The 24,405-nt window shown below is 68.5% G+C and carries 23 protein-coding genes and 1 riboswitch; of the genes, 14 read left to right on the forward strand and 9 right to left on the reverse strand.

Annotated features, from left to right (window positions below):
* Positions 1-40: 40 nt before the first annotated feature.
* On the forward strand, positions 41-1,060 hold the full coding sequence (locus ACH438_RS39020; RefSeq protein ID WP_397014890.1) for a GlxA family transcriptional regulator: 1,020 nt from the start codon (positions 41-43) through the stop codon (positions 1,058-1,060).
* On the opposite strand, the gene ACH438_RS39025 is transcribed toward ACH438_RS39020, so the two are convergent.
* Positions 1,017-1,979: a TauD/TfdA dioxygenase family protein gene (locus tag ACH438_RS39025; RefSeq protein WP_397014892.1), complete on the reverse strand. Its 963-nt coding sequence runs from the start codon at positions 1,977-1,979 to the stop codon at positions 1,017-1,019. The two genes, ACH438_RS39020 and ACH438_RS39025, sit on opposite strands and share 44 nt — an antisense overlap.
* A 74-nt stretch (positions 1,980-2,053) precedes the next feature.
* Between ACH438_RS39025 and ACH438_RS39030 the strand changes: the two genes are divergently transcribed.
* Positions 2,054-2,659: a TetR/AcrR family transcriptional regulator gene (locus tag ACH438_RS39030; RefSeq protein WP_397014894.1), complete on the forward strand. Its 606-nt coding sequence runs from the start codon at positions 2,054-2,056 to the stop codon at positions 2,657-2,659.
* A gap of 71 nt (positions 2,660-2,730) precedes the next feature.
* On the opposite strand, the gene efeB is transcribed toward ACH438_RS39030, so the two are convergent.
* The 3 genes from efeB to ACH438_RS39045 form a co-directional block, all read right to left on the reverse strand.
* Positions 2,731-3,966: an iron uptake transporter deferrochelatase/peroxidase subunit gene (gene efeB, locus ACH438_RS39035; RefSeq protein WP_397014896.1), complete on the reverse strand. Its 1,236-nt coding sequence runs from the start codon at positions 3,964-3,966 to the stop codon at positions 2,731-2,733.
* Between the two features lie 26 nt (positions 3,967-3,992).
* Positions 3,993-6,059 carry an iron uptake transporter permease EfeU gene (efeU, locus tag ACH438_RS39040; RefSeq protein ID WP_397014898.1) on the reverse strand — a complete coding sequence of 689 codons (2,067 nt, stop codon included), beginning with the start codon at positions 6,057-6,059 and terminating at the stop codon, positions 3,993-3,995.
* Between the two features lie 79 nt (positions 6,060-6,138).
* Positions 6,139-7,053 (reverse strand): alpha/beta hydrolase, encoded by a 915-nt coding sequence (locus ACH438_RS39045; protein ID WP_397014900.1) that lies wholly within the window; start codon positions 7,051-7,053, stop codon positions 6,139-6,141.
* A 105-nt stretch (positions 7,054-7,158) separates the two neighbouring features.
* Here ACH438_RS39045 and ACH438_RS39050 point away from each other — a divergent pair, with 105 nt between their 5' ends.
* Positions 7,159-8,037, forward strand: a complete 879-nt coding sequence (locus tag ACH438_RS39050; RefSeq protein ID WP_397014902.1) for a helix-turn-helix domain-containing protein — start codon at positions 7,159-7,161, stop codon at positions 8,035-8,037.
* Positions 8,038-8,078: 41 nt separating this feature from the next.
* Here ACH438_RS39050 and ACH438_RS39055 read toward each other — a convergent pair whose 3' ends face one another.
* On the reverse strand, positions 8,079-8,708 hold the full coding sequence (locus tag ACH438_RS39055; protein WP_397014904.1) for a LysE family translocator: 630 nt from the start codon (positions 8,706-8,708) through the stop codon (positions 8,079-8,081).
* Between the two features lie 66 nt (positions 8,709-8,774).
* Between ACH438_RS39055 and ACH438_RS39060 the strand changes: the two genes are divergently transcribed.
* Positions 8,775-9,869, forward strand: coding sequence for an FAD-dependent monooxygenase (locus ACH438_RS39060; RefSeq protein ID WP_397014906.1), 1,095 nt, complete (start codon positions 8,775-8,777; stop codon positions 9,867-9,869).
* A gap of 105 nt (positions 9,870-9,974) precedes the next feature.
* Here the strand turns inward: ACH438_RS39060 and ACH438_RS39065 are convergent, their stop codons facing one another.
* Positions 9,975-11,282 carry a ferric reductase-like transmembrane domain-containing protein gene (locus ACH438_RS39065; protein WP_397015047.1) on the reverse strand — a complete coding sequence of 436 codons (1,308 nt, stop codon included), beginning with the start codon at positions 11,280-11,282 and terminating at the stop codon, positions 9,975-9,977.
* A gap of 300 nt (positions 11,283-11,582) precedes the next feature.
* Here ACH438_RS39065 and ACH438_RS39070 point away from each other — a divergent pair, with 300 nt between their 5' ends.
* Positions 11,583-11,996, forward strand: a complete 414-nt coding sequence (locus ACH438_RS39070) for a hypothetical protein (RefSeq protein ID WP_397014908.1) — start codon at positions 11,583-11,585, stop codon at positions 11,994-11,996.
* A 143-nt stretch (positions 11,997-12,139) separates the two neighbouring features.
* Positions 12,140-12,763: a TetR/AcrR family transcriptional regulator gene (locus ACH438_RS39075; protein ID WP_397014910.1), complete on the forward strand. Its 624-nt coding sequence runs from the start codon at positions 12,140-12,142 to the stop codon at positions 12,761-12,763.
* Between the two features lie 19 nt (positions 12,764-12,782).
* On the opposite strand, the gene ACH438_RS39080 is transcribed toward ACH438_RS39075, so the two are convergent.
* Positions 12,783-13,250, reverse strand: coding sequence for a VOC family protein (locus ACH438_RS39080; protein WP_397014912.1), 468 nt, complete (start codon positions 13,248-13,250; stop codon positions 12,783-12,785).
* A gap of 87 nt (positions 13,251-13,337) precedes the next feature.
* Here ACH438_RS39080 and ACH438_RS39085 point away from each other — a divergent pair, with 87 nt between their 5' ends.
* The 5 genes from ACH438_RS39085 to ACH438_RS39105 all read left to right on the forward strand — a co-directional run bounded on the left by ACH438_RS39085 (position 13,338) and on the right by ACH438_RS39105 (position 18,488).
* Complete coding sequence (locus ACH438_RS39085) at positions 13,338-13,973, forward strand: TetR/AcrR family transcriptional regulator (protein ID WP_397014914.1); 636 nt, start codon at positions 13,338-13,340, stop codon at positions 13,971-13,973.
* Between the two features lie 57 nt (positions 13,974-14,030).
* A riboswitch (M-box (ykoK) riboswitch) is annotated at positions 14,031-14,205 on the forward strand.
* A gap of 195 nt (positions 14,206-14,400) precedes the next feature.
* On the forward strand, positions 14,401-15,108 hold the full coding sequence (locus ACH438_RS39090; RefSeq protein WP_397014916.1) for an MgtC/SapB family protein: 708 nt from the start codon (positions 14,401-14,403) through the stop codon (positions 15,106-15,108).
* On the forward strand, positions 15,105-16,844 hold the full coding sequence (locus ACH438_RS39095) for an ABC transporter permease (protein ID WP_397014918.1): 1,740 nt from the start codon (positions 15,105-15,107) through the stop codon (positions 16,842-16,844). Before ACH438_RS39090 ends, ACH438_RS39095 begins: the two co-directional genes overlap by 4 nt.
* Positions 16,845-16,855: 11 nt before the next feature.
* On the forward strand, positions 16,856-18,175 hold the full coding sequence (locus ACH438_RS39100; RefSeq protein ID WP_397014920.1) for a nitrate/sulfonate/bicarbonate ABC transporter ATP-binding protein: 1,320 nt from the start codon (positions 16,856-16,858) through the stop codon (positions 18,173-18,175).
* A gap of 76 nt (positions 18,176-18,251) precedes the next feature.
* Positions 18,252-18,488 carry a hypothetical protein gene (locus ACH438_RS39105; RefSeq protein ID WP_397014922.1) on the forward strand — a complete coding sequence of 79 codons (237 nt, stop codon included), beginning with the start codon at positions 18,252-18,254 and terminating at the stop codon, positions 18,486-18,488.
* A gap of 17 nt (positions 18,489-18,505) precedes the next feature.
* On the opposite strand, the gene ACH438_RS39110 is transcribed toward ACH438_RS39105, so the two are convergent.
* Positions 18,506-19,681 (reverse strand): cytochrome P450, encoded by a 1,176-nt coding sequence (locus tag ACH438_RS39110; RefSeq protein WP_397014924.1) that lies wholly within the window; start codon positions 19,679-19,681, stop codon positions 18,506-18,508.
* A 215-nt stretch (positions 19,682-19,896) separates the two neighbouring features.
* Here ACH438_RS39110 and ACH438_RS39115 point away from each other — a divergent pair, with 215 nt between their 5' ends.
* Both ACH438_RS39115 and ACH438_RS39120 read left to right on the forward strand, forming a co-directional pair.
* Complete coding sequence (locus ACH438_RS39115) at positions 19,897-20,472, forward strand: hypothetical protein (protein WP_397014926.1); 576 nt, start codon at positions 19,897-19,899, stop codon at positions 20,470-20,472.
* Between the two features lie 169 nt (positions 20,473-20,641).
* Positions 20,642-21,322, forward strand: a complete 681-nt coding sequence (locus tag ACH438_RS39120; protein WP_397014928.1) for a class I SAM-dependent methyltransferase — start codon at positions 20,642-20,644, stop codon at positions 21,320-21,322.
* Positions 21,323-21,335: 13 nt separating this feature from the next.
* On the opposite strand, the gene ACH438_RS39125 is transcribed toward ACH438_RS39120, so the two are convergent.
* Positions 21,336-22,295, reverse strand: a complete 960-nt coding sequence (locus ACH438_RS39125) for a hypothetical protein (protein WP_397014930.1) — start codon at positions 22,293-22,295, stop codon at positions 21,336-21,338.
* Between the two features lie 160 nt (positions 22,296-22,455).
* On the opposite strand from ACH438_RS39125, the gene ACH438_RS39130 reads away from it, so the two are divergent.
* A complete protein-coding gene (locus ACH438_RS39130) occupies positions 22,456-24,339 on the forward strand; it encodes a PQQ-binding-like beta-propeller repeat protein (protein WP_397014932.1) in 1,884 nt (627 codons plus the stop codon).
* Positions 24,340-24,405 lie beyond the last annotated feature (66 nt).

Consider the following 24,405-nt stretch of genomic DNA (forward strand, 5'->3'; position numbering starts at 1 on the left):
CTATTGACGAGATCGCCACTCTTCGGTCTAATCTCGCCAGATGATTACCCACCTCGCGCTCGACGGTGTGCTCGAGGGCGCCCTCGGTATCGGGCTCGACATCGTCGACACGGCCGCCGGACTCGCCGGTGAGGCGCAGGGCGGGCGGCTGGGCCAGCGCGTCGTGTCGCTGGACGGCAGACCGGTCCGCTCCGGGAGCGGGCGATCCATCGCCGTGGATACCGAAACCTCGCTCGGTTCAGCGCGGTTCGGGCCCGGGGATGTGCTGGTGATTCCGGGCCCCTCCGCATCGAGTGAGACCCGCGTCGGCGAACTACTCTCGCGGCCCGAGACGCTGCGGGCCGTCGAATCGATCCGGCGGGCCGCCGACTCCGGCGCGACGGTGGCCGCGTCGTGCTCGGCCACCTTCGTACTCGCCGCCACCGGACTGCTGGCGGGGCGTGCGGCCACCACCACCTGGTGGCTGGCGCCGCTGTTCGCGCGCCGCTTTCCCGAGGTCACCGTCCGGGCCGATCACATGGTCGTCGACAGCGGCGAAATACTCACCGCCGGTGCCGCTTTCGCTCATGCCGATCTGCTGCTGGCGCTGGTCGCCCGGCTCGGCGGCGGTGAGCTGACCGAGCAGGTGGCGCGCTATCTGGTGCTCGATGCGCGCATGTCGCAGTCGCGCTACATGGTGCTCGAGCATCTGCGCGCCACCGATCCGGTGCTGCACGCGGTGGAACAGCACATCAACGCCAATCTGACCCGTCAGCTCTCGCTGCACGAATTGGCCGCGGCGGCAGCGGTTTCCCCGCGCACCCTGGCCCGGCGTCTGCGTGACCGTCTCGGCCTGTCGCCCACCGAGTACGTGCATCGGCTGCGGGTCGGCCGGGCGGCCACGCTGCTCGCGACCACGCGCGAACCCGTCGACGCGATCGCGAACGCGGTGGGTTATGCGGATCCGGCCGCCTTCCGGCGCGTCTATCGCCGCCACACGGGTGAGGCGCCGACTGCGACGCGGACCCGCGCGGCGGTCAGCGGGTGGGACGCGGACCGACGATCGACGCGCGTTCCATGATGCGGATCTGCGGCCAGTAATCGCTGGAGGCGTAGTGCTGAACGGCGCGGTTGTCCCAGAACGCGACCGTGTCCGGCCGCCAGGTCAGGCGGACCTGGTGCTCGGGGTAGTCGACCTGACGGCAGAGCCGGTCGATCAGCGCATTGCCGGCCTCGGGGTCCATGCCCACGATGCTCTCGGTGAAGACGCGGTTGACGTAGAGGTGCTTGCGGCCGGTGGCGGCGTGGGTGGCGACCACCGGGTGCACGACCGAGGGGAAGCGTTCGCGCATCTGCTTGCGCTGTTCCTCGGGGGCGGCGTGGCCGAAGACGCGGGTGAAATCGTGGACGGCGTCGAGGTTTTCGATCTGCGCCTTGGTCTCGTCGTCGAGCACGTCGTAGGCGGCGTACATGTCCGAGAACAGGGTGTCGCCACCGATGTCGGGGACCGAGACGGCGTGCAGGATCGCGCCCATGGACGGCTGCGCGCGCCAGGTCACGTCGTGGTGCCAGGAGTTCTCGAAACCGGCGACCTGGGCGCTCTTCTCGAAGCGCACCAGTTCCGGCTGGCCGGTATTGGACGGGATGGCGGGGTGGATTTCGAGATCGCCGAAGCGGCGGGCGAATTCGACGTGCTGGGCCGAGGTGAGCGGCTGGTCGCGGAAGAACAGCACCTTGTACTCGTGCAGGGCCCGGCGCACGTCGGCGATCACCGCGTCGGGCTGCGGGGTGGTCAGATCCACGCCGCTGATCTCCGCGCCGAGGGTGGCGCCGACCTGGCGGGCATCGAAGTGCTGCCACCGCAGCCCGGCCAGGCGGTCGCGTTCGGCCGCGAGGTGGGTGAACGGGCCCGAGACCAGCGGATGGCCGGGGAGGCGGATCACGCCGAGCTGCAGTCCCTTGGACGGATCCTGCACGGCGGTACCTGTGGATTCGGACATGCCGGGTTCCTTTCGATGGCGAGAGCGATGGTGTAGTCACCCGACTACAGCAACTCGAATGCTAGCGTAGTCACGTGACTACACATCGGGCAACAAAAACTTCGCAGACGGCCCCCACCGGCCGCGATGCGGCGCCGACGGGCCGCGATGCAGTCGTCGCGGCCGTCCTGGACCACGCCGCGGACCTCTTCGCCGAACGCGGGCCCACCGCCACCTCGATCCGCGATATCGCCGAACGCGCCGGGGTCAATCACGGGCTGGTCTTCCGCCACTTCGGCGCCAAGGAACAACTCGTCGGCCAGGTGCTCGAATACCTCGGCACCGACACCGAAGCCCACGTCGAACACGCCGGATTGGGCACCGACGATCCCCGGCTGCGCCGGCACTGGACCGTGATCGCCCGCTGTCTGCTCGACGGTTATCCGGTCGGCGAACTGCAGAAGCGCTTCCCGACCATGGAACGGCTCGTCTCGGTCGCGCGCACCGAATACCCCGACGAGCAACAGGCCGCCCTCGCCGCCGCCCACATCGGCGCGCTCATCCTGGGCTGGGAACTGTTCGGCCCGTTCCTGCGCAGCGCGACCGGGCTGCAGGACACACCGGAAACTGAACTGCGGCAGGCGATCACCGACCGCGCCACCGGCATACTGCGACCCCAGGAAACAACCGGCGCGAACTGAAATACGCTGTGCGAGAAACGAAACGGCCGGGATGACGAATCATCCCGGCCGTTACCGCGTGACGGAGGTTCTCAGCTCAGCAGTGCGCGCCCGTACCAGTCGTTCACATCGGTGACGCCGGGCAGCACGAAGAAGTAGCCGCCGCCGAAGGGCTGCACGTAGTCGGTCAGCGGCTCACCGGCCAGGCGGGTCTGAATCTGCTCGAACTGGCGCTGCACATCCTGCTGGAAGCAGGTGAAGATGTGGCCCGCGGCCATATTGCCGTTGGGATCCATGCCCAGGTCGTAGTTGTAGGACCGCCGGACCAGTTGCTGGCGTGCGGTATCGGGGGTGCGCGGGTTGGCCAGGCGGATGTGCGAGGTCAGCGGGATGACCGTGCCGTCGTGATCGCGCTCGTAGTCGGGCGTGTCGAATTCCTGATTGCCGTCCAGCGGGGCACCCGAATCCCGGCGGCGCCCGAACATGTTCTCCTGCTCGTTGATCGAGACCCGGTCCCAGAACTCCACCAGCATGCGGATCAGCCGCACCACCTGGTAGGTGCCGCCGTGCGTCCACGCCGGTTCGGCCGGATCATCGGTCCAGATCAGCGATTCGGCATCCTTACCGGTCGGATTGGCGGTGCCGTCCTTGAAGCCCAGCAGGTTCCGGCCCGTGCCCGAGGGGCGCGGCGGCGAGTTGTAGCCCTCGATCTTCCAGCGCAACTGCAGCGCACCGCGAGTCTGGCGGGTGATGTCGCGGATCGCGTGATGGACGGTGTCGGGGTGGTGCGCGCACAACTGCACCATCACATCGCCGTGCATCCACGCGTCTTCGGGTGAATCGTCCGGGAAGATCTTCATCGGCGTCAGGTGCGCCGGCTTGAGCTTGGCCAGCCCGAACCGGTCGTCGAACAGGCTCGCGCCCACACCGGTGGTCACGGTGAGCCCGTCGGCGGGCGTATCCGGGCCCAGCACGTCACTGTCCGACGGCGGCTGGCCCAGGCCCAGATCCGGCGGCGTGTTGTCGGCGGTGAGGAAGCGGGCGCGCGCGGTGAGCGTCTTCATCAACTCGGTCAGCTCGGCCTTGCCCGACGCCGTGACATCGAAAGACGCATAGCAGGAGGCGTTCTGCTTGTCCGCCGGCCCGGGGGTGAGGATGCCCGCCTGATGCACCCCGTGGAACGGGTAGGACGAGGCGGCCGAGGGCGCGCCCGAGGCCGCGGCCGCGGCGTCCACGCGGGCGCCTTCGGCGACGAGTCCCGCGGTCAGGGCCGTACCGGCCGCACCGGCGGCGGCACCGGAGAGGAATCTGCGTCGGCTGAGGTTCATCGGAGGGAAGCCTTACGTGTCGAGGATCAGTGGGCGGCGGGAACTTCCAGCAACCGGGGAACCCGGGCCAGAACTTCCAGGGCGCCGCCGAGTGCGGCCTTCACGGACTGCTGTGCGGCATGCGGGGTCTGGGCGGGCGGGCGCCACTTGCCGTTGTCCTGGGTGGCCAGCAGCGCCCGCTGCAGGGTGTCCAGGCGCGCGGCGATGAGGGGGCGCAGGTCCGGTGCGCGCTCATCGAGCAGCGGGCCCAGGCCGCTGATCACGGTGCGGGTGATGTCGATATCGGCCATCGTGAGTGGGTAGGCGGCGCCGCCACCGAGATCGTCCATGCCCGAAATGTGGTCGCGCAGTGCGTCTTCGAGGATCTCGTGACCGCGGATCGGCAGATTGGTCGGGTCACCGGCCAGATCGGTCGAGGTCAGGTTCTGCTGCACGGCGGCGATATCGGCGCCCAGCTTGTCCAGCACCGGCAGCAGCTGCGCGGCGCCCTGGCCGTGCCACAGGCCGTACTCGAGGCGGTGCAGGCCGGTGAACCCGTCGTCGTTCACCCCGTCCGGCAGGCCACCGGGCAGGCCGTCCACGGCGGTGCCCTTGTCACCGAAACTGTTGTAGGAGGCGCCGACCCGTTCCCACTGCTCCTGGGCGGTCAGCCAATCCGCCTGCGCCGCGGCGATATTGTTCGCGTGCAGATCGTTGCGGATCGCGCCGAGGGTGCCGGTGAGCTGACCGAGGGCCTGCGCGGCGGCGGCCTGGTAGGCGTCGTTGGCGGGCTTGAGGTCGACCTGGGTGACCGGCTTGACCGCCGGCGGCGCGTCCGCGGTACCGCTGACCTGCACGGTGGCCGAGGTCGTCACGGCCTGGCCCGACATCGCGCACTTGATCGTGTAGCTGCCGTGGCTCAGGGTCGCGGTCATATCGGCGGTGGTGCCCGCGCCGATCGTCTCGATCTCGCCGACGATGGCGCCGTCGGCATTGACCAGGGTGATCTCCCCCGCCTTGCCGCTGTCGTTCTTGACCGAGAAGGTCTGGCTGCCCGAACGCGCCGAACCCCATTCCGGCGCACAGGAATTCGAGGTGATCGAGACCGCCTGGATCGAGCCTTCGCTCGCCGAGGGCAGCAGCGCGATGGCCAGGCCCGCGGCCAGTGCGGGCACCAGCACCAGGGCCGCGCTCACCACCGCGAGGCGCTTGCCCGCGATCCGCTCGAACCAGTCGCTGACATGCTCGTGATCCTCGGCCGGTTCGGGCTTGGGCGCGGCCGGTTTCGGGGCGGTGGCGCCCGCGCGGACGAACATGGTGAGCACCACGACGAGGTAGACCGCCCAGGCGACCACCTGCAGCACGGTCATCTTCGGTTGCAGCGCGGTGATGCCGGTTATGAGCGAGGCCCACCAGGAATTGGCGTCGATGTGGGCGCTCCAGTCGAAGGCGATCCACTGCGCACCCGGGATCACACCCGCGTTCTGCAGTTCGCCCAGCCCGTAGGCCAGCACGCCCGCGGCGATCACGATCAGCAGCAGCGCGGTGCGGCTGAAGAACACGCCCAGGTTGAGCCGCACGCTCTGGCGGTACAGCAGCCAGCACAGCACGACCGCCGCGATCAGGCCGATGGTGGCGCCGACCAGGGGGGCGAGGGTGGTGCCGGAGGCCTTGACCGCGGTCCACACGAACAGCGTGGTCTCCAGGCCCTCGCGCCCGACCGCCAGGAACGCCGTCACCGCCAGCGCGCCGGCGCCGATGGCCGCGGCCCGGGTCACCTCACCGCGCAGCTGCTTGGACAGCGTCGAGGCGGTGCGGCGCATCCAGAACACCATCCAGGTGACCAGTGCGACCGCCAGCACGCTCAGCACGCCGCCGACGGTCTCCTGCGCCGAACTCGACATCACGCTGGTCGAATAGGTCAGCACGGCAGCGAAACTGGCCGCCACCGACACCGCCCCGAGCAGCCCGAGCCAGACCGGTGTCGCGGACAACGGACGCTCGGCCGTCGACGCCTTGCGCACGGCTGCCAGCAGGATCGTCACCACGAGACCGGCCTCGAGGCCTTCCCGCAAGCAGATCAGAAGGTTCGGTAATGCCTCGGCCCAACTCACGCCGTAAAGGTAAGGCATACCTACTTCTCAGGTCCAGCGCACCCCCCTCGGAAACCTCGTGGTTACCTGCGCCGCAGGTCTAGAGGTGGGTGCCGAAGAACCCGGCGAGTCGCGCCACGGCGGGGTCGACGTACCGCGGTTTGTCGTAGAGATCGGTGTGGCTCGCGCCGTCGATCCAGTGCAGTTCCTTGGGGCCCTGGATCATTCGATACGCCTCGATGCTCATCCACGCGGTGACCGCGCGGGTGCCGGCCAGCAGCAGGGCCGGGCGGTCAGCGAGCAGCGGTAGTGCGGTGAAGGCGTCGAAGATCGCGAGTTTGTCGATACTGGGCCAGACGAAGAAGTCGGCTTGGCGGGGATGGTGGCCGCGCGCGGTGCGGTAGTACTCCCAGCCCTCGGCGCCGTATTCGCCGCCGTGGGCGCGGGCTTCCGCCTCGGTGTCCGGGATCAGGTGCAGCGGGGTGACGGTCTCGCCGCGAGCCTCGCTCGTGCGGGCGCGGGATGCTGCGTCGAGCAGTTGCCGGAAGACGGCCGGATCCTGGGTGCCGTCGCCGCCGTGCTTGAAGTGGCGGGCCAGGTCGGCCGCGGAGACCGTGGCCACGGCCTGCACGCGGGGGTCGCTCGCGGCGGCCGCCAGGGCGTAACCGCCACCGGCACAGATACCGAGCTCACCGATGCGGTCCGCCTCGACTTCGGGACGGCCGGTCAGGAAGCTCACCGCCGCCTTCAGATCTTCGACGCGATGGGCCGGGTCTTCCAGGCCGCGGGGTTCGCCACCGCTCTCGCCTTGATAGGCGGCGTCGAAAGCGAGTGTCACGAAACCCTTTTCGGACAGCTTGCGGGCGTAGAGCCCGGCGGTCTGTTCCTTGACGCCGCCGCCGGGATGTCCGACGACGATGGCGGGCAGTGGACCTCCCGCGGGCGCATCGGGGATGTACAGGTCGCCGGCGAGAGTGAGGCCCACGCTGTCGAAGCTAACGCTGGTTTTGGTCATGCATCCACGGTCACGCCGCGCTGACCTGCGCAAAAGAGCCGCATTCTTGCCTGGCCAAAATCTTGGCCCTCTTCCTCGCGCGGTACTGGTGTCCAGAATGGACGCATGCCCCACCCCACCGACTCCGCCCGGCTCGGCGACTTCTTGAAGGCGCGGCGCGCGCAACTCACCCCGCACGAGGTCGGACTGCCCGAGTCGGACAACCGCCGCAAGGTCACCGGCCTGCGCCGCACCGAGGTCGCGCAACTCGCGGCGATCAGCGTCGAGTACTACACCCGGCTGGAACAGGGGCGCGTACAGGCCTCCGCGACGGTGCTCGGCTCCCTCGCCCGTGCCCTGCGACTGGACGAGGACCAGCAGACCTACCTCTACGAAGTAGCCGGCAAGTCCGATGCCAGACCTCGCCGACGCCGCACCGCGCAACGTGTACGACCTGCGATGCGCCGCTTGCTCGATCAGCTCACCGAGACTCCCGCCATCGTGCTGGGTAAGCGACTCGACATCCTCGAATGGAATGCGAGCGCCATCGCGCTCTACGGTGATTTCACCCGATTCCCTGCGCCACAACGCAATTACATCCGCCTGCTCTTCACCGACCGCCACTTCCGTGCGCTGCACCGGGATTGGGCCCACGATGCCCGCAGCGCGGTCTCGGCCCTGCGCATGGAGGCCGCCCAGGACCCCGGCGACCCCGAACTGGCCCGCCTCGTCGGCGAACTATCGGTCCAGGACAACGACTTCCGCACCTGGTGGGCCGAACACCACGTCGACAGCACCGGTTCCGGCACCAAGAACTACCACCACCCCCTCGCCGGCGACCTCACTCTCGACTGCGACACCTGGCTCAGCCCCGACGGCTCCGGCCAACGCCTCATGGTCCTCACCGCCGACCCCGCCACGCCCTCCCACGACGCCCTGCGCATCCTCCTCGCATGGGAAACCACACACCCGCACACCAGCGCCGAGGAAAGCGAAATCCTATGAACGCCAGCGACTGACGCTCACGATCACCGCAAGCGCACCGGCTATCGCTGGGTCGTGGCCAGTTTCAGGCCGAAGGCGACCACCACTGTTCCGGTGATCGCGTCCATCGCGCGACGCACACGGTCGCGGTCGAGCCAGGCCTTCGCGGCCCCGGCGGCGCAGATGATCATCGTGAACCACACCATGCCTTCGATGTTGTGGACCACCGCGAGGGCGCAACCCATGACCAAGTGCGGGACGCCGGGCGGCAGGAACTGCGGGAGCATGGCCACGTAGAAGACGCCGACTTTCGGGTTGAGCAGGTTGGTGCCGAATCCTTTTGCCCAGGAAGCGAATACGGTTCGCGGTGCGTCGTCCGGGGTGAGGGTGTCGGTTGGTGGTGGACGGCGGAAAGCCTGGCGCAGCATGCCGATTCCCATCCAGACGAGGTAAATCGCGCCTGCGATCCGCAGCAGGGTGTAGGCCACTTCCGAGGCTGTCAGCAGGGCGGAGACACCTGCGGCAGCCGCCGCGCCCCACACCAGCGTGCCGGAGCCGACACCCAGTGCGGTGGCGAAGGCTTGGCGGCGGCCACGACCGACCGCGGCGCGCAGGACGAGGGCGGTGTCCAGGCCGGGCACGAGGGTGAGCAGGCCTGCCACGACGGCGAAGGACAGCAGTGCGTGCAGCATGGCCACAGAGTAGACAGGGACTGACGCTTAGGATTATGGAAGCGGATCACGTTTCGGGGAGGGAACATGGCTGAGATCGTGGGGCGGGCCGGGGTTGTCGGGGGTGGGATCGGGGGGCTTGCGGCCACTATCGCGTTGCGGGGCGCCGGATGGGATGTCACCGTGTATGAGCAGGCGCCGCGATTTGCCGAGGTCGGGGCCGGAATTACGTTGGCTGCCAATGCTTTGACGGCGTTGGATGTGCTCGGGGTGGGGGAATCGGTGCGGGCCGCGGGTGTCGCGGATCGGCGCGGGCTCGCGCGCAATCAGCGGGGGCGGGTGTTGGTCGATGCCAAGGTCAGTGACTTCGTGGGCGGGCTGATCGCGCTGCATCGGGCTGATCTGATCGCGATTCTCGCTGCGGCGGTGCCGTCGGAGTGTGTGCGGGCGGGCAGTCGTGTCGTCGGTGTCGATGCCGAGGGGCGGATCGAAACCGATGCCGGCACAATTCAATACGATCTGGTCGTCGGTGCGGATGGTGTCAACAGTGTGGTGCGGCAGCAGCTGTGGCCGGAGGCGGGTGCGGTGCGCCGGACCGGGATGACCGCGTGGCGGTGGGTCCTCGATACGTCGGCGCCCGATCCCGTCGGGGTGATCCTGGGTGAGCGCGCGGAGGCGGGTGTGGTGCCGATGGCCGGGGATCGGACCTACGTCTTCACCGCGGCCCGGCCCGGAATCTCGACGCTGGAGTACTTCGCCGACTGGCCCGATCCGCTCCCGAAGCTCATTGCCGGTACCGATCCTGCTCGCGTCGTCGTCGATGAGCTGCTGGAAATTCCTGTGCCGAAACGTCTCTGGAAGGATCGGGTCGCGCTGATCGGCGATGCCGCGCATGCGATGCGGCCGACGCTCGGGCAGGGTGCCGCCATGGCGCTCGAGGATGCCGTCACGCTGGCGGCCTGCGCACCGGACCTGGGCCGCTATTCGGCTGCTCGCCGGCGCCGGGTCGCGACGATGAGTTTCCTGTCCCAGCACGGGACGCGGTTCACCTCGCCGGGATCGGGCACGCTGGCCGCGCTGCGCGATGCCATGTTCGCCGCCACGCCCAATGCGCTGTCGATCAAGATGTTCCGCCTCGTCAATGATCGCGCCCTGCGTGGCTGGCGCCCGCCGACGCGGTAACTGCGGGTCAGGCGAAGCCGAACCAGACCGTGGCGGCCAGCAGGATGAGCGTGATCGCTACGACGGCGCGGGTGGTGTAGGTGTGGCGCACTCTTGCCTCCGTGGTCAGACGAAATTGAAGCGTTCGGTGTGGACTCGTTCGGCCGGAATCGCCAGGGCGGCAAGGGCATCCTCGACGGCGGTGACCATGGGTCCGGGGCCGCAGAGGAAGTACTGCTGGTATTCGCTGCGCGGTGGGAGGTGGCGGGCGAGGATGCGCTGGTCGAGGAAGCCGCGTTCGCCGTCCCAGGTCGGCGGGGCGGTTTCCAGGATGTGGATGACGGTGAGGTCGACGCGAGCAGTGAGTGCGTCGAGTTCGTCGGCGAAGGTGGCGTCGTCGAGGGTGCGGTTGGCGTAGAACAGCGTGCAGGGGCGGGGATCGGCGCGCTCGGCGAGGGTGCGCAGAATGCTGACCATCGGAGTGATGCCGACGCCGCCGGCGATCAGGACGAATCCCGGTCCTTCGTAGCGATCGGGGGTGAACACTCCGTGCGGGCCGTCGAGGTAGGCGCGTGTCCCGGGCGCCAATTGCCCGATGGTGGAGGTGAAATCGCCCAGCACCTTGATCGTCATCTCGACCCCCTCGGCGCGTTCGGCACTCGAGGAGAACGAGAACGGGTGCGCACTCACGGTGAACGGTGAACGGTCGACCACCAGCCAGCCGAACTGTCCGGGCTGGAATCGAAACCCCTTGTGCCCCACCGGCTCGAAGCCGAGCGTGTGCGCGTCACCGCGCTCGGCGGTGACGCTCGCGATACGCCACGGCCGTCGCAGCCGCCCGATCGGTTTGATCACCCGCACCCACACCAGCAGCCCGACCAGCGCCACGGTCATGACGATCCACAACGCCTTCTTCCACGTCTCGCCCAGGTAGTGACCGACCAGCAGCATGTGCGCCAGCGCGAAGCCGACGATCAGCACCGACAGCACCCCGTGCAGGACCTGCCACACCTCGTAGCGGATCCGTAATCGCCTGCGCCACACCGAGGTCGCGACGAGCATCAGCAACAGCACCACCGAGGCGACCGCGAACCGGGCCCGCCACGGCGCCTGCGCGAGATTCAGCAACCGCGCGACATCCACGCCACCCACCTGCAGCAGCACCGGATGGGCGAGGATGAAAGCCAGTGCGACATAGGAGATCTGGCGATGGAACCGCACCAGCGCGTCCTCGCCGAAGGGCGCGGCCATCGCCTGGAAACGCGCGACCAGCGCGAACTGCATGCCCATCATCGACATGCCCACGAAGCCCAGCGCGACGGAGAACTCGAGCCAGAACCCGCGGTTCGCCGACTGCGGCCCCAGCACCGCGAACACCAGCGGCACCACCGCGACGGCCACATACAACCCGAGCCAGCCGATTCCCCGCATCACCAGCGACAAACGATTCTCCTGACCATTCGACCCGCCGGCACGGTGGCGAGCGCGGACACGGTGGGAACAGCTGCCGGAACGGATCCGGAGCGAGTCCGGACGTCGAGAACCCGCACCTACGGTACGGCAGCGCCACCGGATTCGATTCGACCAGCGCGCCGCGTCGCCGGCCAGGGCCACCGGGCCCATCCCGGGGGTGCCGGGCGGCCCGAATCCGGCGTGTCGCTGCCCCTGAACGCCGACACTGGCGTATATGCGCCATCCACGGCGCATGTATCGGTTCGAAATCTTCATGGGGAGATGATCGAGATGATTCGGCATCGCAAATCGGTTGTCGCCGCTACCGCGCTCGCCGCGGCGGCGACGTCGCTGGTGTTGGCCGCACCGGATGCGGCCGCCGACGTCAACAGCGTGACGGTGACGGGCACCAGCCTCAGTCTGGGCGTCGACAGGTTCGGTACCGGCTGCTCCTACACGGTCGACGTGACCGGCAGCCCGTACGAGGACGTGTACCTCTTCGACAGCAACAGTGCCGGCTTCGGTCAGCAGCAGCTGCGCCTGGACAACAGCGGCAACGCCTCCACCAGCTGGAGTCCGTCCGCGACGGGCACGCATGTGATCACGGCCTGGGCGCGCCGCGGCGGACCGCAGTTCGCCTGGGAGCAGGTCGGATCCGGTATGGATCTCGGCAGCGCGTGCGTGGTCACCAGCTGAGCACGGACACAGGCCCGATTCCTGGACCGGTCCTCGACCTGGAGTTGTGCTGACACGGCTCCCATTGTGAAACACCGAAATCCGTGCCGTGATCGAATCGGGGTGTGCGTGGGCGGCCGGGGCCGGGCATTAGTCTTCAGGAGGTGCACACCGAGCAGCCCTCCCCCGACGCCGAACCCCGAATCTGGGGCGGTACGACCCTCACCGAACGCCGTGAGGTGCGGCGTGCGGCGCTGCTGGAGGCCGCGCTGGATCTGATCGGGGAGTCCGGGGCGGGGGCGGTGACCATGCGGGCGGTGTGCCGGCGGGCGGGGCTGACGGATCGCTATTTCTATGAATCCTTCACCAGCCGTGACGAATTGCTGGATGTGCTGTATCGGCTGGTCGCCGATGAGTTCCTGGAGCCGATGACGGCGTTCGCGGTGGTCGATGATCCGAGCCGGGATCGGGCGCTGTCGGAGGTATTGCTGGACAAGGTGCTGGCCGATCCGCGCAAGTCGCGGTTGTTCCTGGTGGAGCCGTATTCGTCGACGGGGTTGGGGCAGACCACGATTGCGGTCATGCCGGCGTTCACCCGGCTCATCCAGGATCATCTGTTCGCCCATATCGAGGATCCGGTGCGGCGGCGGCTGGCGGCGGTGACCATGGCCAGCGGTAATGCGGGCATGTTCTCCGCGTGGCTGAACGGCACGCTGCGCGCCAGCCGCGAGCAGCTGGTCGATCATCTGGTGGCGACCATCGCCGCCTATCGCACGATGTATCGCTGAGCTCGCGCGGGCGCGGGGTTCAGTCGCCGCCGGTGATCGGCGGGAAGTTCAGGTAGTGCGCGAGAGCCGGTCCGCCGCGGCCCATTTCGACCAGTTCCAGGCGCAGGCCGTCGCCGGTGCGGTGGTAGTAGACGCCGGGTTCGGTATCGCCATTGAGGACCACGGCACTGGCCTCGCACGGGAAGCCCGCGGCGGTCATGCGCTCGGATTCGGCGTGGGCGTCGGCGGCCCAGTAGCCGATGTGGTGCAGGCCCGGGGTCGACCAGATCGTGCCCGGGGTGAGCTCGAGCAGCTCGATATAGGGCGGTCCCTGCACGGAAATGGTGAGCAGGGGCGCGAGTTCCGGAAGTGGTCCGGGTTCGTGCTGGTGTCCGCTGGGCACGATGGGCAGCCACTGCAGCCCGAGCAGCTCGGTGAGTTCGTCCATGGCCTCGCGCAGATCGGTGACCACCACGCCCAGGTGGTAGCCGGCGGTGATGACGGGCATTTCCGGTCTCCTCCGTTCGATGGATCGGGACGGCCTCACCGTAACAATCAGTCCGACCGGTCGGATATATTGTGTTAGATTCTTCACGTGCCCACCACCGACGGACGCCGCCTGCGCGGCCATCGCACCCGCGAATCGGTGCTCGAGGCCGCGGTCGCGACCGCCTCGACCGCCGGTTTGGACGGGCTGAGCCTCGCGCAGCTGGCCACCGGTCTCGGCATCAGCAAATCGGCGCTGTTCACTCACTGGCCCGACAAGCAGACGCTGCAACTGGCGGTCATCGACCAGGCCGCCGCGCAATGGGCGGATCGGATCGTGCGCCCGGCCCTCGACGGCCGCCACGGCCTGGCGGCGCTGTGGGCCGTGCAGGAAAACCGCCTGGCCTTCTACGCCGCGCCGGTGCTGCCCGGCCGCTGCTTCTTCGTCACCGCCTACACCGAATTCGACGATCGCCCCGGCCCGGTGCAGGATCGGCTGCGCGCACAGCTCGTGCAGTGGGAAGCCTTCCAGGCCAACCTGATTCGCGAATCGATCACCGCCGGAGAGCTGCGGCCCGAGACGCCCGTGCAGTTGCTGGCCTTCGAGCTCGACGCCCTCGGTCAGGCGGTGGTCACCCGCGCGCGGCTGCTCGAAGCGGACACCGTCTTCGCCGAGGCGCGTGCCGCGCTGCTGGCGCGATTGCGGCACTGGGCAACTCGCCCCGATACCCTCCCGGCGGCCTAGGACCGCGCTCACATCGAGTTGCCGAATCGGTTGGCGCGGTGTTAACTCGCTGGCGCAAGGTGCCGTCGTTAGCTGAGGCTCCTTCACGGAAACAGGCCGGCGACCCCGAACGTCGAGAGACGCCCAAGGTCAGGACAGGCCGCCCCGAACTAAGGGGTGGCCCCGACCGGCTCCCGCAGTTGACGCGGGTTCACGCCGTGGAGTGCTGAAGGTCTTACGAAGGGTGGTATCCGTGCCCGGCGCGTCCGCCGGGCCCCTCCCTGGCGCGTGCGCGGTGGAACGAGGAGGTGGTCGGCATGCCCGATGGGGACACAGGTCCGTTAGCCAATCGTTCACTCGGTGACACCGACACAATCCGCTTTCCGCTACCTGTCGAGCGGTAGCGTGCGATTTCGAGTGCGCCGACGCTAGCTGGGAGAAGGGCGTCATGTCGACGTTGGAGATGCTGTTACGGCTCGGCGCGGGTGTCGGGCTGGGCGCGGTGATCGGGTTCGAGCGCCAGTACCGGGCCCGCATGGCCGGGTTGCGGACGAACACGCTGGTCGCCGCGGGTTCGACCTTGTTCGTATTGCTGTCCGCGCACGGGTTCCACGGTGGCGACGCCGACCCGACTCGGGTTGCGGCGCAGGTGGTTTCGGGTATCGGTTTCCTCGGCGCGGGTGTGATCATGCGGGAGGGTTTCACGGTGCGCGGGCTGAATACCGCGGCCACACTGTGGTGTTCGGCGGCGGTGGGTTCGCTCGCGGGTGCGGGCATGTACGACACGGCCGCGGCGGGCACGGTGGCGGTGGTCGTGGTGAACACCGCCCTGCGCACGGCGGCGCGCGCGGTGGACCGGCCGCAGGAATCCCATGAGATCGAGGCGCTCTACGCCTTCACCGCCGCGACCGACGATTCGCACGAGGCGCATGTGCGCGCCCTGCTGGTGCAGTCGCTGACCCGCACCGATTTCCGCCTGGTGTCGATCTCCAGTCATGACACCCAGCCCGGCCGGGTGCAGGTGCGCGCCGAGCTCACCGGTGATCGCCGCGATGATCGCCAGATGGAGGCCGCGGTGAGCCGCTTGAGCCTGGAACCGTCGGTGACCAGCGTCGGCTGGCGCACGGTCCCGCAGCCCACGGTGGCCGACGAATGACCGCGGGCCTACGCTCCTATCCCTCGCGCGGGGCGCTGGATCGCCCGCGCTCACGCTGGGCCGATGTGGCCGTGTTCCTGGGCGCGGCCATCCTGATCTGGATCATCGTCAAGGTGTCCGCGGGCATGCACGTGCCCTTCGATCAGGCCACCGCGGCCACCAACATCTCCACCGATCCGGCGAAACTGCCCTACTACGCGGCCCGTTCGCTGTTGCGCATGTTCATCGCGCTCGGGGTGTCGATCGTGTTCACCTTCGTCTACGCCGAGGCGGCCGCCCGGCTGCCGCGTGCGGAGAAGGCGCTGCTGCCGGCCCTGGACATCCTGCAGTCGGTGCCGATCCTAGGTTTCCTGTCGGTGACGGTGACCGGGTTCATCGCCCTGTTCCCGGGGTCCTCGCTGGGCCTGGAGTGCGCGTCGATCTTCGCGATCTTCACCTCGCAGGCCTGGAACATGACCTTCGCGTTCCATCACAGCCTGCTGTCGCAACCGCGCGAATTGGACGAGGCGGCACGCAATCTGCGCCTGTCGCGCTGGCAGCGGTTCTGGCGGGTGGATGTCCCCTCGGGCATGTTCCCGCTGGTGTGGAACGCCATGATGAGTTTCGGCGGCGGCTGGTTCTTCCTGACCGCGGCCGAGGCGATCAGCGTCAACAACCGCAATTACGCGCTGCCGGGCATCGGTTCCTATGTGGCCTCGGCGACCGCGGATTCGGCGACCGGCAAGGTGCTGCTGGCGATCGCGGTCATGATCATCATGGTGATCGGGCTGAATGTGCTGTTCTGGCGCCCGATCACGGTGTGGGCGGAACGATTCCGGGTGGAGGACAGCGAATCCGCCGACGGGCCGCGCAGCCTGGTGCTGGATCTGTTGCGCCGCAGCCACATTCCGGGCCTGCTGGGCCGGGTCTTCGGGCCGCTGATCTTCCCGGTGGATCGCGCCATGCGGATGTTCGGGCTGGCCGAGCATCCCCTGTATGTGCCGCCGGCACGCCGACGCGCCGCGGATGTGGTGTTCACGCTGGTGGTGCTGGCCGCGCTGATCTACGGCGCCTATCACATGCTGCACTACATCGGCACCACGGTCGGTTTCGGCGAGATCGCGCATGCCCTCGGGCTGGGCGGGATCACGCTGATCCGTGTGGTGGTGCTGCTGATCCTGGCCACGGCGGTGTGGGTGCCGATCGGGGTGTGGATCGGGTTGAACCCCAAGGTGACCCGCGTCGCGCAGCCGATCGTGCAGGTGCTGGCCAGCTTCCCCGCGAACTTCCTGTTCCCGCTGGTGGGTGCGGTGCTGATCGCGACGGGCGCGAGCCTGCAGTGGGCGGGCACGCTGCTCATGGCGCTGGGTGCGCAGTGGTACATCCTGTTCAATGTGATCGCCGGCGCCGCGGCGGTGCCCAACGATCTGCGCGAGGCGGCGGCGAATCTGCGGCTGCCGCGGCTGTTGTGGTGGCGCAAGCTGATCCTGCCGGCCATCTTCCCCAGTTATGTCACCGGTGCGATCACCGCGGCGGGCGGGGCGTGGAACGCCTCGATCGTGGCCGAGGTCGTGAAGTTCGGTGATCACACGCTGACGGCAACGGGTCTGGGCGCCTACATCGCCGAGGCCACCAGCTCCGGTGACTCGCCGCGCATTCTGGTCGGCGTGCTCGTGATGAGCTGTTTCGTCGTCGGTTTCAACCGGTTCTTCTGGCGGCGCCTCTACGCGCTGGCCGAACGCCGCTATTCGCTCTAGGACGGAGGATTATGACCAACTCGGTGACCACCGGAGAGGTCCTCATCGACATCGACGATGTCGACATGTCGTTCACCGGTGCGGCCGGGGAACGCCTCAATGTTCTCGAGCACATGAATCTGCAACTGCGCGAGGGCGAGATCGTCGCACTGCTGGGCCGCTCCGGCTCGGGCAAGTCCACGCTGCTGCGGATCGTCGCGGGCCTGCTGGCGCCCACCGGCGGGCAGGTGCGCTACCGCGGCACGCCGTTGACGGGCTCCAATCCCGGTGCGGCGCTGGTGTTCCAGTCCTTCGCGCTGATGCCGTGGCTGACGGTGCAGGACAATGTGGAACTCGGCCTGGCCGCGCGCGGGGTGCCGCCCAAGCAGCGCGCCGAGCAGGCCCTGCAGGCGATCGACCGGATCGGCCTGGACGGGTTCGAATCCGCTTATCCCAAGGAGCTGTCCGGCGGTATGCGCCAGCGGGTCGGTTTCGCTCGCGCGCTGGTGCTGGAACCGGACCTGCTGCTGATGGACGAGCCGTTCTCGGCGCTGGACGTGCTGACCGCGGAGAATCTGCGCACCGAACTGGTGAACCTGTGGGACACCGACGATTTCCCCACCAAATGCGTGTGCATCGTGACCCACAATATCGAGGAGGCGGTGCTGCTGGCCGACCGCGTGGTGGTGCTGGGCTCCAATCCGGGCCGCATCATCGCCGAGGTGCCGGTGGAACAGCCGCGCCCGCGCAACAAGCGCGCACCGGGCTTCGTGGCGCTGGTGGATCAGATCTACGGGCTGCTCACCGGGCGTGACGAGGTGCAGCCGGCGGTGGCCACCGAGACCGCGACCCCGTTCGCCACTCCCCTGCCCGATGCCTCGGTCGGCGGGATCGCGGGTCTGCTGGAACTGGTGTACGGCAAGGGCGGTCGCGCGGATCTGCCGGTGATCGCCGACGAGCTCAACTTCGAACTCGACGATCTGATGCCGCTCGTGGATGCCGGTGTGCTGCTGGGGTTCCTGCTGGCCGATTCCGGTGATGTCATCCTGACCAATATCGGCTCCAATTTCACCAATGCCGATATCCAGCGCAGTAAGAGCATTTTCGCCAGTCAGGCCCGCCGGCGCGCGCCGCTGGTGCGCACGATCTGCGGGGCGCTGGTCGGCAACGGGGACAAGTCGGTGCGCGCCGATTTCATTCTCGATCTGCTCAAGCGCGGATTCTCCGACGATGATGCGCGCCGGCAGCTGGAACTGGCCATCGACTGGGGCCGCTACGGCGAATTGTATGACTACGACACCGATTCCGGGCGCATCACCGCCGACGAGGATGCCGACCTGCAGGCCTCCTGAACCACCGGTCCGGATCCTACGATGGATCGACGGTCGAACAGATCGTTGCTGGTTCGAACGACTGGATGTGATCCTCGTGAAGCGCACGGTAATCGGGCACGTACTCGCGGCGGTGGCCGCGGGCGTCATGGTGACGGCCTCGGTCGCGGGGACGGCGGCCGCGGAAGTGGTGACCCCCATGCACCGCAGCGACGGCTCGGATTGGCGTGATCCCGGCGCCCCGCCCGGCACCGACCGGCACTGCGATCACCGCGGCTTCTGGCACAACGACGACCAGTGGGGTCACCCCGACGGGCGCTGCCACCCCTGGTGAGCCCCGGCCCGCGCGGGTCAGGGTGTGCGGGAATCGAATTGCAGGTGCAGTTCGCGGGGTGCGCCGACACTGATGCCGACCGACCGGTCGATCTCGGTGCCGGGTGCGAGGCGGAAACCGGTGAGCCGGTCCAGCAGCCGGGTGATGCCGATCTCGAGTTGCAGGCGCGCGAAGTGCCGGCCCACGCAGCGGTGGATGCCGATGCCGAAAGCCAGGTGCGGGTTGCGATTCCGGTCGAAGTCGAGCCGGTCGGGATCCTCGAAGCGGGCGGTGTCGCGGTTGCCCGAACGCCAGTGCACCGCCAGGCGATCACCCTTGGTCATCGGCACGCCCAGCAGGTCGTTGTCCTCCACGACGAGGCGGCCCATGACGCTCACAGTGGAGGTGTAGCGCAGTAGTTCGTCCAGATCGCGTGCGGCCCAATCGGGTTCGCGCAGCCGTGCCTCCAGGCCGGGCAGCTCGGTGAGGAATTGCGCGATGTAGGCCAAGGCGCCGCGGGTGGTGTCGAGCCCGCCCAGCAGCAGCACGGTGACCACGCCCAGGCGCTCCTCCATGGTGAGGCGCCGCCCGTCCTCGACGGTGGCGTCCACGATGGACTGCAGCAGATCCTCGCGCGGGGCCGCTTCGCGTTCGGCCATGATCTCGGCGGCCAGTGCGGCGACCGCGGCGAAGCTTTCGGGCGTGTTCTGCACCGACACCTGGGTGACGGCCTCGACCGCGCGCCGCAGCCGCGCCTCGTTGTCGTCGTCGAGCACCACTTTCGCCAGCGCTCCGGCGGTGAACGGGATCGCGAACTCGCTCACGAATTCGACCCGCCCGGTCGCGGCGAACCCGTCGATCAGCTCGTCGGCGAGCCGTTCCACCACCGGCGCATAGCGTTCCACCGCGGTGCGCGAGAACGGCCCGTTGAGAAAGGCCCGGAAGTCGCTGTGCAGCGGCGGATCCGTATCGATGGGCGGCAGCGCCACCGGCACCGAGGTCAGTCCCGGCATGGTCGAGCTGAAGATCTCCGGGTGTGCGGCCACCCGCACCAGATCCTCGTAGCGCGTCACCACGTGCATGCCGCCGCCGAATCCGGTGTGCACCACCGGGCAGTGCCCGCGCGCCCACCGCAAGTGCTCGTCGAGGCGCGCGCAGTCGCGTCCGTCGAACCAGTCCAGCTGATCGAAGAATTCCTGATGGCTCTCGGTCACGGCAAATCTCCTTCGCACTCCCGAGCAGGCTGCGCTGATGGTGCGCCCGCGGTTCGCGGGGTGTCAACCCGCCCCGGCGCGTCGAACACGCTGCGGCGCAGCCGAGCCGATCGGCGGAGCGTGCGGCAATTCCGGCAGCATTCGCCGCGGTGTGCAACGATCTTGTTGTCGGGCAACAGGTCTGGTGCGGCAATGCTGATGAGGGGCGAACGAACGTGGAACTGACCCAATTCCAGCCGGAGCTGATTCCCGCACACCTGGACCGCCTGGTCGGGCAGATCCGCGCGGTCATGCCGGCGCGGCTGTTCGCGGTGATCGAGCCGTGGACCACGCGCCCGCGCCGCTACCACGACGATTCCGCCCCGGCCACCGGTGACCCGTACGGGCTGGCGCTGCCCGGCGCGGGCGAGCTGGCCACCTGCGAGGTGCACGCCCCGATCAGGTGGCACGAGGTGGTGGCCGAGCTATCGGGGCTGCTGGTCTTGCGTCATCCCGCCCCCGACACCACCCAGTTGAACGGCATGTGGGAGCGGCTCGAGCAGGCGGGGCTGCGCCCGTCGATCACGGTGAATCTGTCGCCGTGGCGCACGGAATGGTCGGATGCGAGCGCGCGGCCCGCACCCGGCACCTGGGCGGTCGACATTCTCGGGGTGGCCGGGCGCGGCGCCGATCTCGGCAACACCCGCACCTTCGAACTCGCACGGGTGCTCAACGGACCGGACGTGGATCCGGTGCGCGCGAAACCTGTCCGGTTTCCCTTGGAGCAGTGGACGTATTGGCCCACGGTCTGAGCGCGGCGCCCCGGAATATCTCCCGGGCGCCAGGGTGACCGTAGCGCGCCGCGACGGCGCGCGGTTATGCTCGGGACCGCATAGGGCCGGTGAGAGGTCTCCCGCGTCATAGGCAGAGCTACCTGCGCCGAGCGGCGTTGCGCCGCAATCTGTTCGAAGGTTCACTGCCATGGGGCACGTCACCACGGCCGAGATCGACGGTGCGCGAGTGTATTCGCGCCGGGGACTCGGTATCTACGACCTCTACGTTCTCGGATTCAACAATCACCTCGTCTGGCGCTGCCCCACAAGGCATCTGCAGGCGCTCTACGACGCCAATATCGCCGCCGACCATATCGATATCGGTGTCGGCACCGGCTATTTCCTGCACCGGGCCGCGTTCCCGAACACGCATCCCGCGGTCACCCTGGTCGATCTGAACGAGCATTCGCTCACCGTGGCCTCGGAGCGACTACGCACCCGCGGGATCGCCGCCGACACCCATATCGGCTCGGTGCTCGCCCCCTTGCCGGTCGAATCGCGCCGTTTCGGTTCGGCGGCAGCGAATCTGCTCATGCACTGCGTGCCCGGCGACTGGGACGACAAGGGTGCGGCGTTCGGGCACATCGCCGATGTCCTGGTCGGCTCGGGCGTGTTCTTCGGGGCCACGGTCCTCAGCGCCGGCCTCCCCGGCACCTTCCTCTCGCGCGCCACCACACGGGCCTTCAACGACAAGGGCATCTTCCACAACAACGGCGACGATCTGGCCGGGTTGCGTGCGGCCCTCGCGCGATCCTTCGAATCGGTCGACATCCGGACCCGCGGGTCGATGGCGCTGTGGGTTGCCCGCTACCCGCGCCGCGAACGGTGAGCCCGCGCCGGCCTCACCCGGCCGGATCGTCCGCGGCATAGAGCATGACCGCCAAGGGCCGCACCGGTTTGCGGCCCTCGGTGGCCATGAGGAACGCCGACGCGTGGAACACGCCGCCGGCCAGGGTCACCGTGGTACCGATCAAGGCCGAGCGAGCCGAGGAGATCGCATCGAGGTCGAGCTGGCTCAGCAGGTCACGCACCACCCGATCGTCGGCGAACAGCGCCCGCAGCTTGCCCCACACCGTGACCGTCACCCGGGTGCCCGGGTCCACGATCACCAGCGTCGACCCCGCGGTGATCATCGCGCGGGTGGACTGGGAGATGTAGTCGCGATACGGCAGTTTCACCGTCAGCCCGTGCACATGGGCCGCCTCGGCCTCGACCACCATGGCCGAGGACCAGAAATGGGTGAACCCGGTGGCGCCGGTGGGTAGCAGCGACCAATACGCCTCCGCGCGCGTACCTTTCGGTCCGGTGCGCGCGGCGTAATACAGCGACAGGAATTCCTGCACGTCATCGGGATTCATGAACTGCAGCAGGTCGCGGATCGGCCGGTACTCGCCCACCGCGCGCCCGTCGCCGATGGCGGACAGATCGTCTCCCGCGCTCGCGGTCGCGACGGCCTCGATATCGAGGATCCACGTGTTGTAGGTGGGCCGCGGCGGTACCGGCCCGGGACCCAGCCACACCACCAGGCCGACCGGTACCCGATCCGGGGCCAGCATCCAATGCGCGCGGTATTCGATACCGTCGCGGGTGGATTCACGATCGCCGTATCCACCCGAGGCCAGTGCGTCCTCGACCAATCCCTCGAACAGCACCCGGCCGTCGAGATTGAAGCCCAGCGCCATTCCCTCGCGGCGTAACTTCTTGGCCACGCGCAGACCACCCGCACTGTGGAGGACGATATCGCCCTGGGCGAGCTGCGTCGCGATGACGTCCACACACACCCAGGTTTTCGGAAACCGCACGCGCACAAGACTAATCACTACCCGCACCGTCGGCGCAATCCCCATCTCCATTGCGCCACAATCGATTTGCCACACGATTACTGCCCGCGATCCGGCCTGCCGGTCGGGCGCTGCCCTGCCGTAGGCTGAGCATCGTTTCGGCAGGGGACGTATGGGAGCCATGACAGGAATCGACACCGGGCGTGCCGGTGACACGGGCAGGGACGCGCCCCGCGCAGGACGGGCCGCACGGCTTTGCGCCGCGGCGGGCGCGCTCGGGACTGGGTTGATCATCGGCGGGACCGGGCTTGCGGTCTTCAGCCGATTCTTCGCCACTCGCGGCCATTTCGGGCAGCAATTCGAGGGAAATGATCTGTTCGGGTCGTATTCGCACCTGGATGTGTCGGGTACGCCGGACCTACTCGGTGCCACCGGATTCGCACTCGGCGCTGCCTTGTTGCTCGCACTGGTCGTGGTGGTCGTGCGGGCGCGGTACCGGGTCAGTGTGTACGGCGAATGGGCACCGATGGTGATCATCGCGGTGGCTGCGGGGCTGTCGGTGCTGCCGATCATGGCGGGCAGGGCCCATCTGCCGGGGATCTGGCGGCAGGTACGCACGGACTATCCGCTGTCCCAGCAGTTGCCGACCGCGGTGGGTGCCGGTGTGCTGATCGTGGTGGGAACGGTGCTGACCCTGGCGGTGGTGGTCCGGCCGCGACTGCTGCGGGTCTGGTCGTGGCCCGCGTTGAGTGTGCCGCTGCTGGCAGGTGTGGTGGTGGCCGCGGGCACGGGAGTGGCGGCGATCGAAACCGGCGACGATGCCCGCCACATCGACCAGGTCACTGCCGCCGCGGAACCGGTTGCGGCCGTACCGGACCGGCTCGGCGGTGAGCGGTACCGGCTGAGTGTCCCGATACCGGCCGATTCCTGGAGCGACCGAACCGACACGGTATTGGCGGCAGGGCCCGGGTTCGTCGTGTTCGACGCCGCCGGTGTCACCGCCTACGACGGAGCGACCGGCGCGCCGCGCTGGCATTACCTGCGCACCCACACGCACGGCCCCGACCGTGCACCCGGCGTGCCGCTGCAGTCGTGGTCGGCGCAGTCGCTCGATGACGGTTCGGTGGTCCTGGCACGCTGGGAACAGCTGGGCTGGACCGCGTTCGACGCGATGACCGGCCGGATCCTGTGGCGGGACACGGACTACACCCGTGATATCGACTCCGCACCGAACGGCACAGATGCCGGTCAACTCTATGAATCCCGTTCCACGCCTGGATATCTCATGCTGTCGGATGGGGAACATATCGCCCGCTACGATGCCCGGACCGGGGCACGGATGTGGTCCGTGCCGACCGCACAGCTCGGTTGCACCGGCGCTTACCAGGTTCCCGAGGTCACGCGGACCGCCATCTATCGGGCGGCGGTGTGCTCGCAAGGTGTGCGGGGCGAGAAGACGGTGGTCCTGACGGCTCTCGATCCCGGCGACGGAAAGGTGCTCGCCAGACGCGAACTGGCGATGGCGCAGGCCGCCGAAGAGTCCGAGGCGCGCCTCGTGCGCTCCGGCGATACGGTCGTTCTGGATTGGCGGATGCCGGAATCGTATGCGTGGCTACTGGTCACCGTTCCGGACCGGCTCACCTCCGCGCGGGTGCAGATGTCGCCGTCGCGCTACCCGGTCGAAGTCGACGCCACCGGCGACGAAGGGCTCACCTATCTTCCGGACCGGGTATCGCTCGCTGTCCCGCAGTGTCTCGTCACCGACACCACCTCCGGCCTGCCCCATTACCCGGTACCGGGCCTGTACGCCACCGCCTGCGACGACTCGACCATCCACCGCGCTGCCTTCCTCACCCGCGAACTCGTCGCGGCCCAGCCCGGCCAAACCCCGCAGAGCCGGGACTATGAGGTGCGATCGTGGGATCGCGGCGACGGCACCCCGGTGACTTCCGCCGACCTGCATTTCGACGAGAAGATCAACAGCCTCACGGTTTTGGCCGTCCCAGGCACCCTCCTGGTCGTCGGCATCGGCACGCACATCGAGATCGTCGCCTACGCCCGCTGACGCCCCCGAAACGAATTCGCCCGCACCGGAAGGGATTCCGGTGCGGGCGAAGTTCGGGTTGTGGCG

The organism is Nocardia sp. NPDC020380 (assembly GCF_044386975.1).
Classification (GTDB): Bacteria; Actinomycetota; Actinomycetes; order Mycobacteriales; family Mycobacteriaceae; genus Nocardia.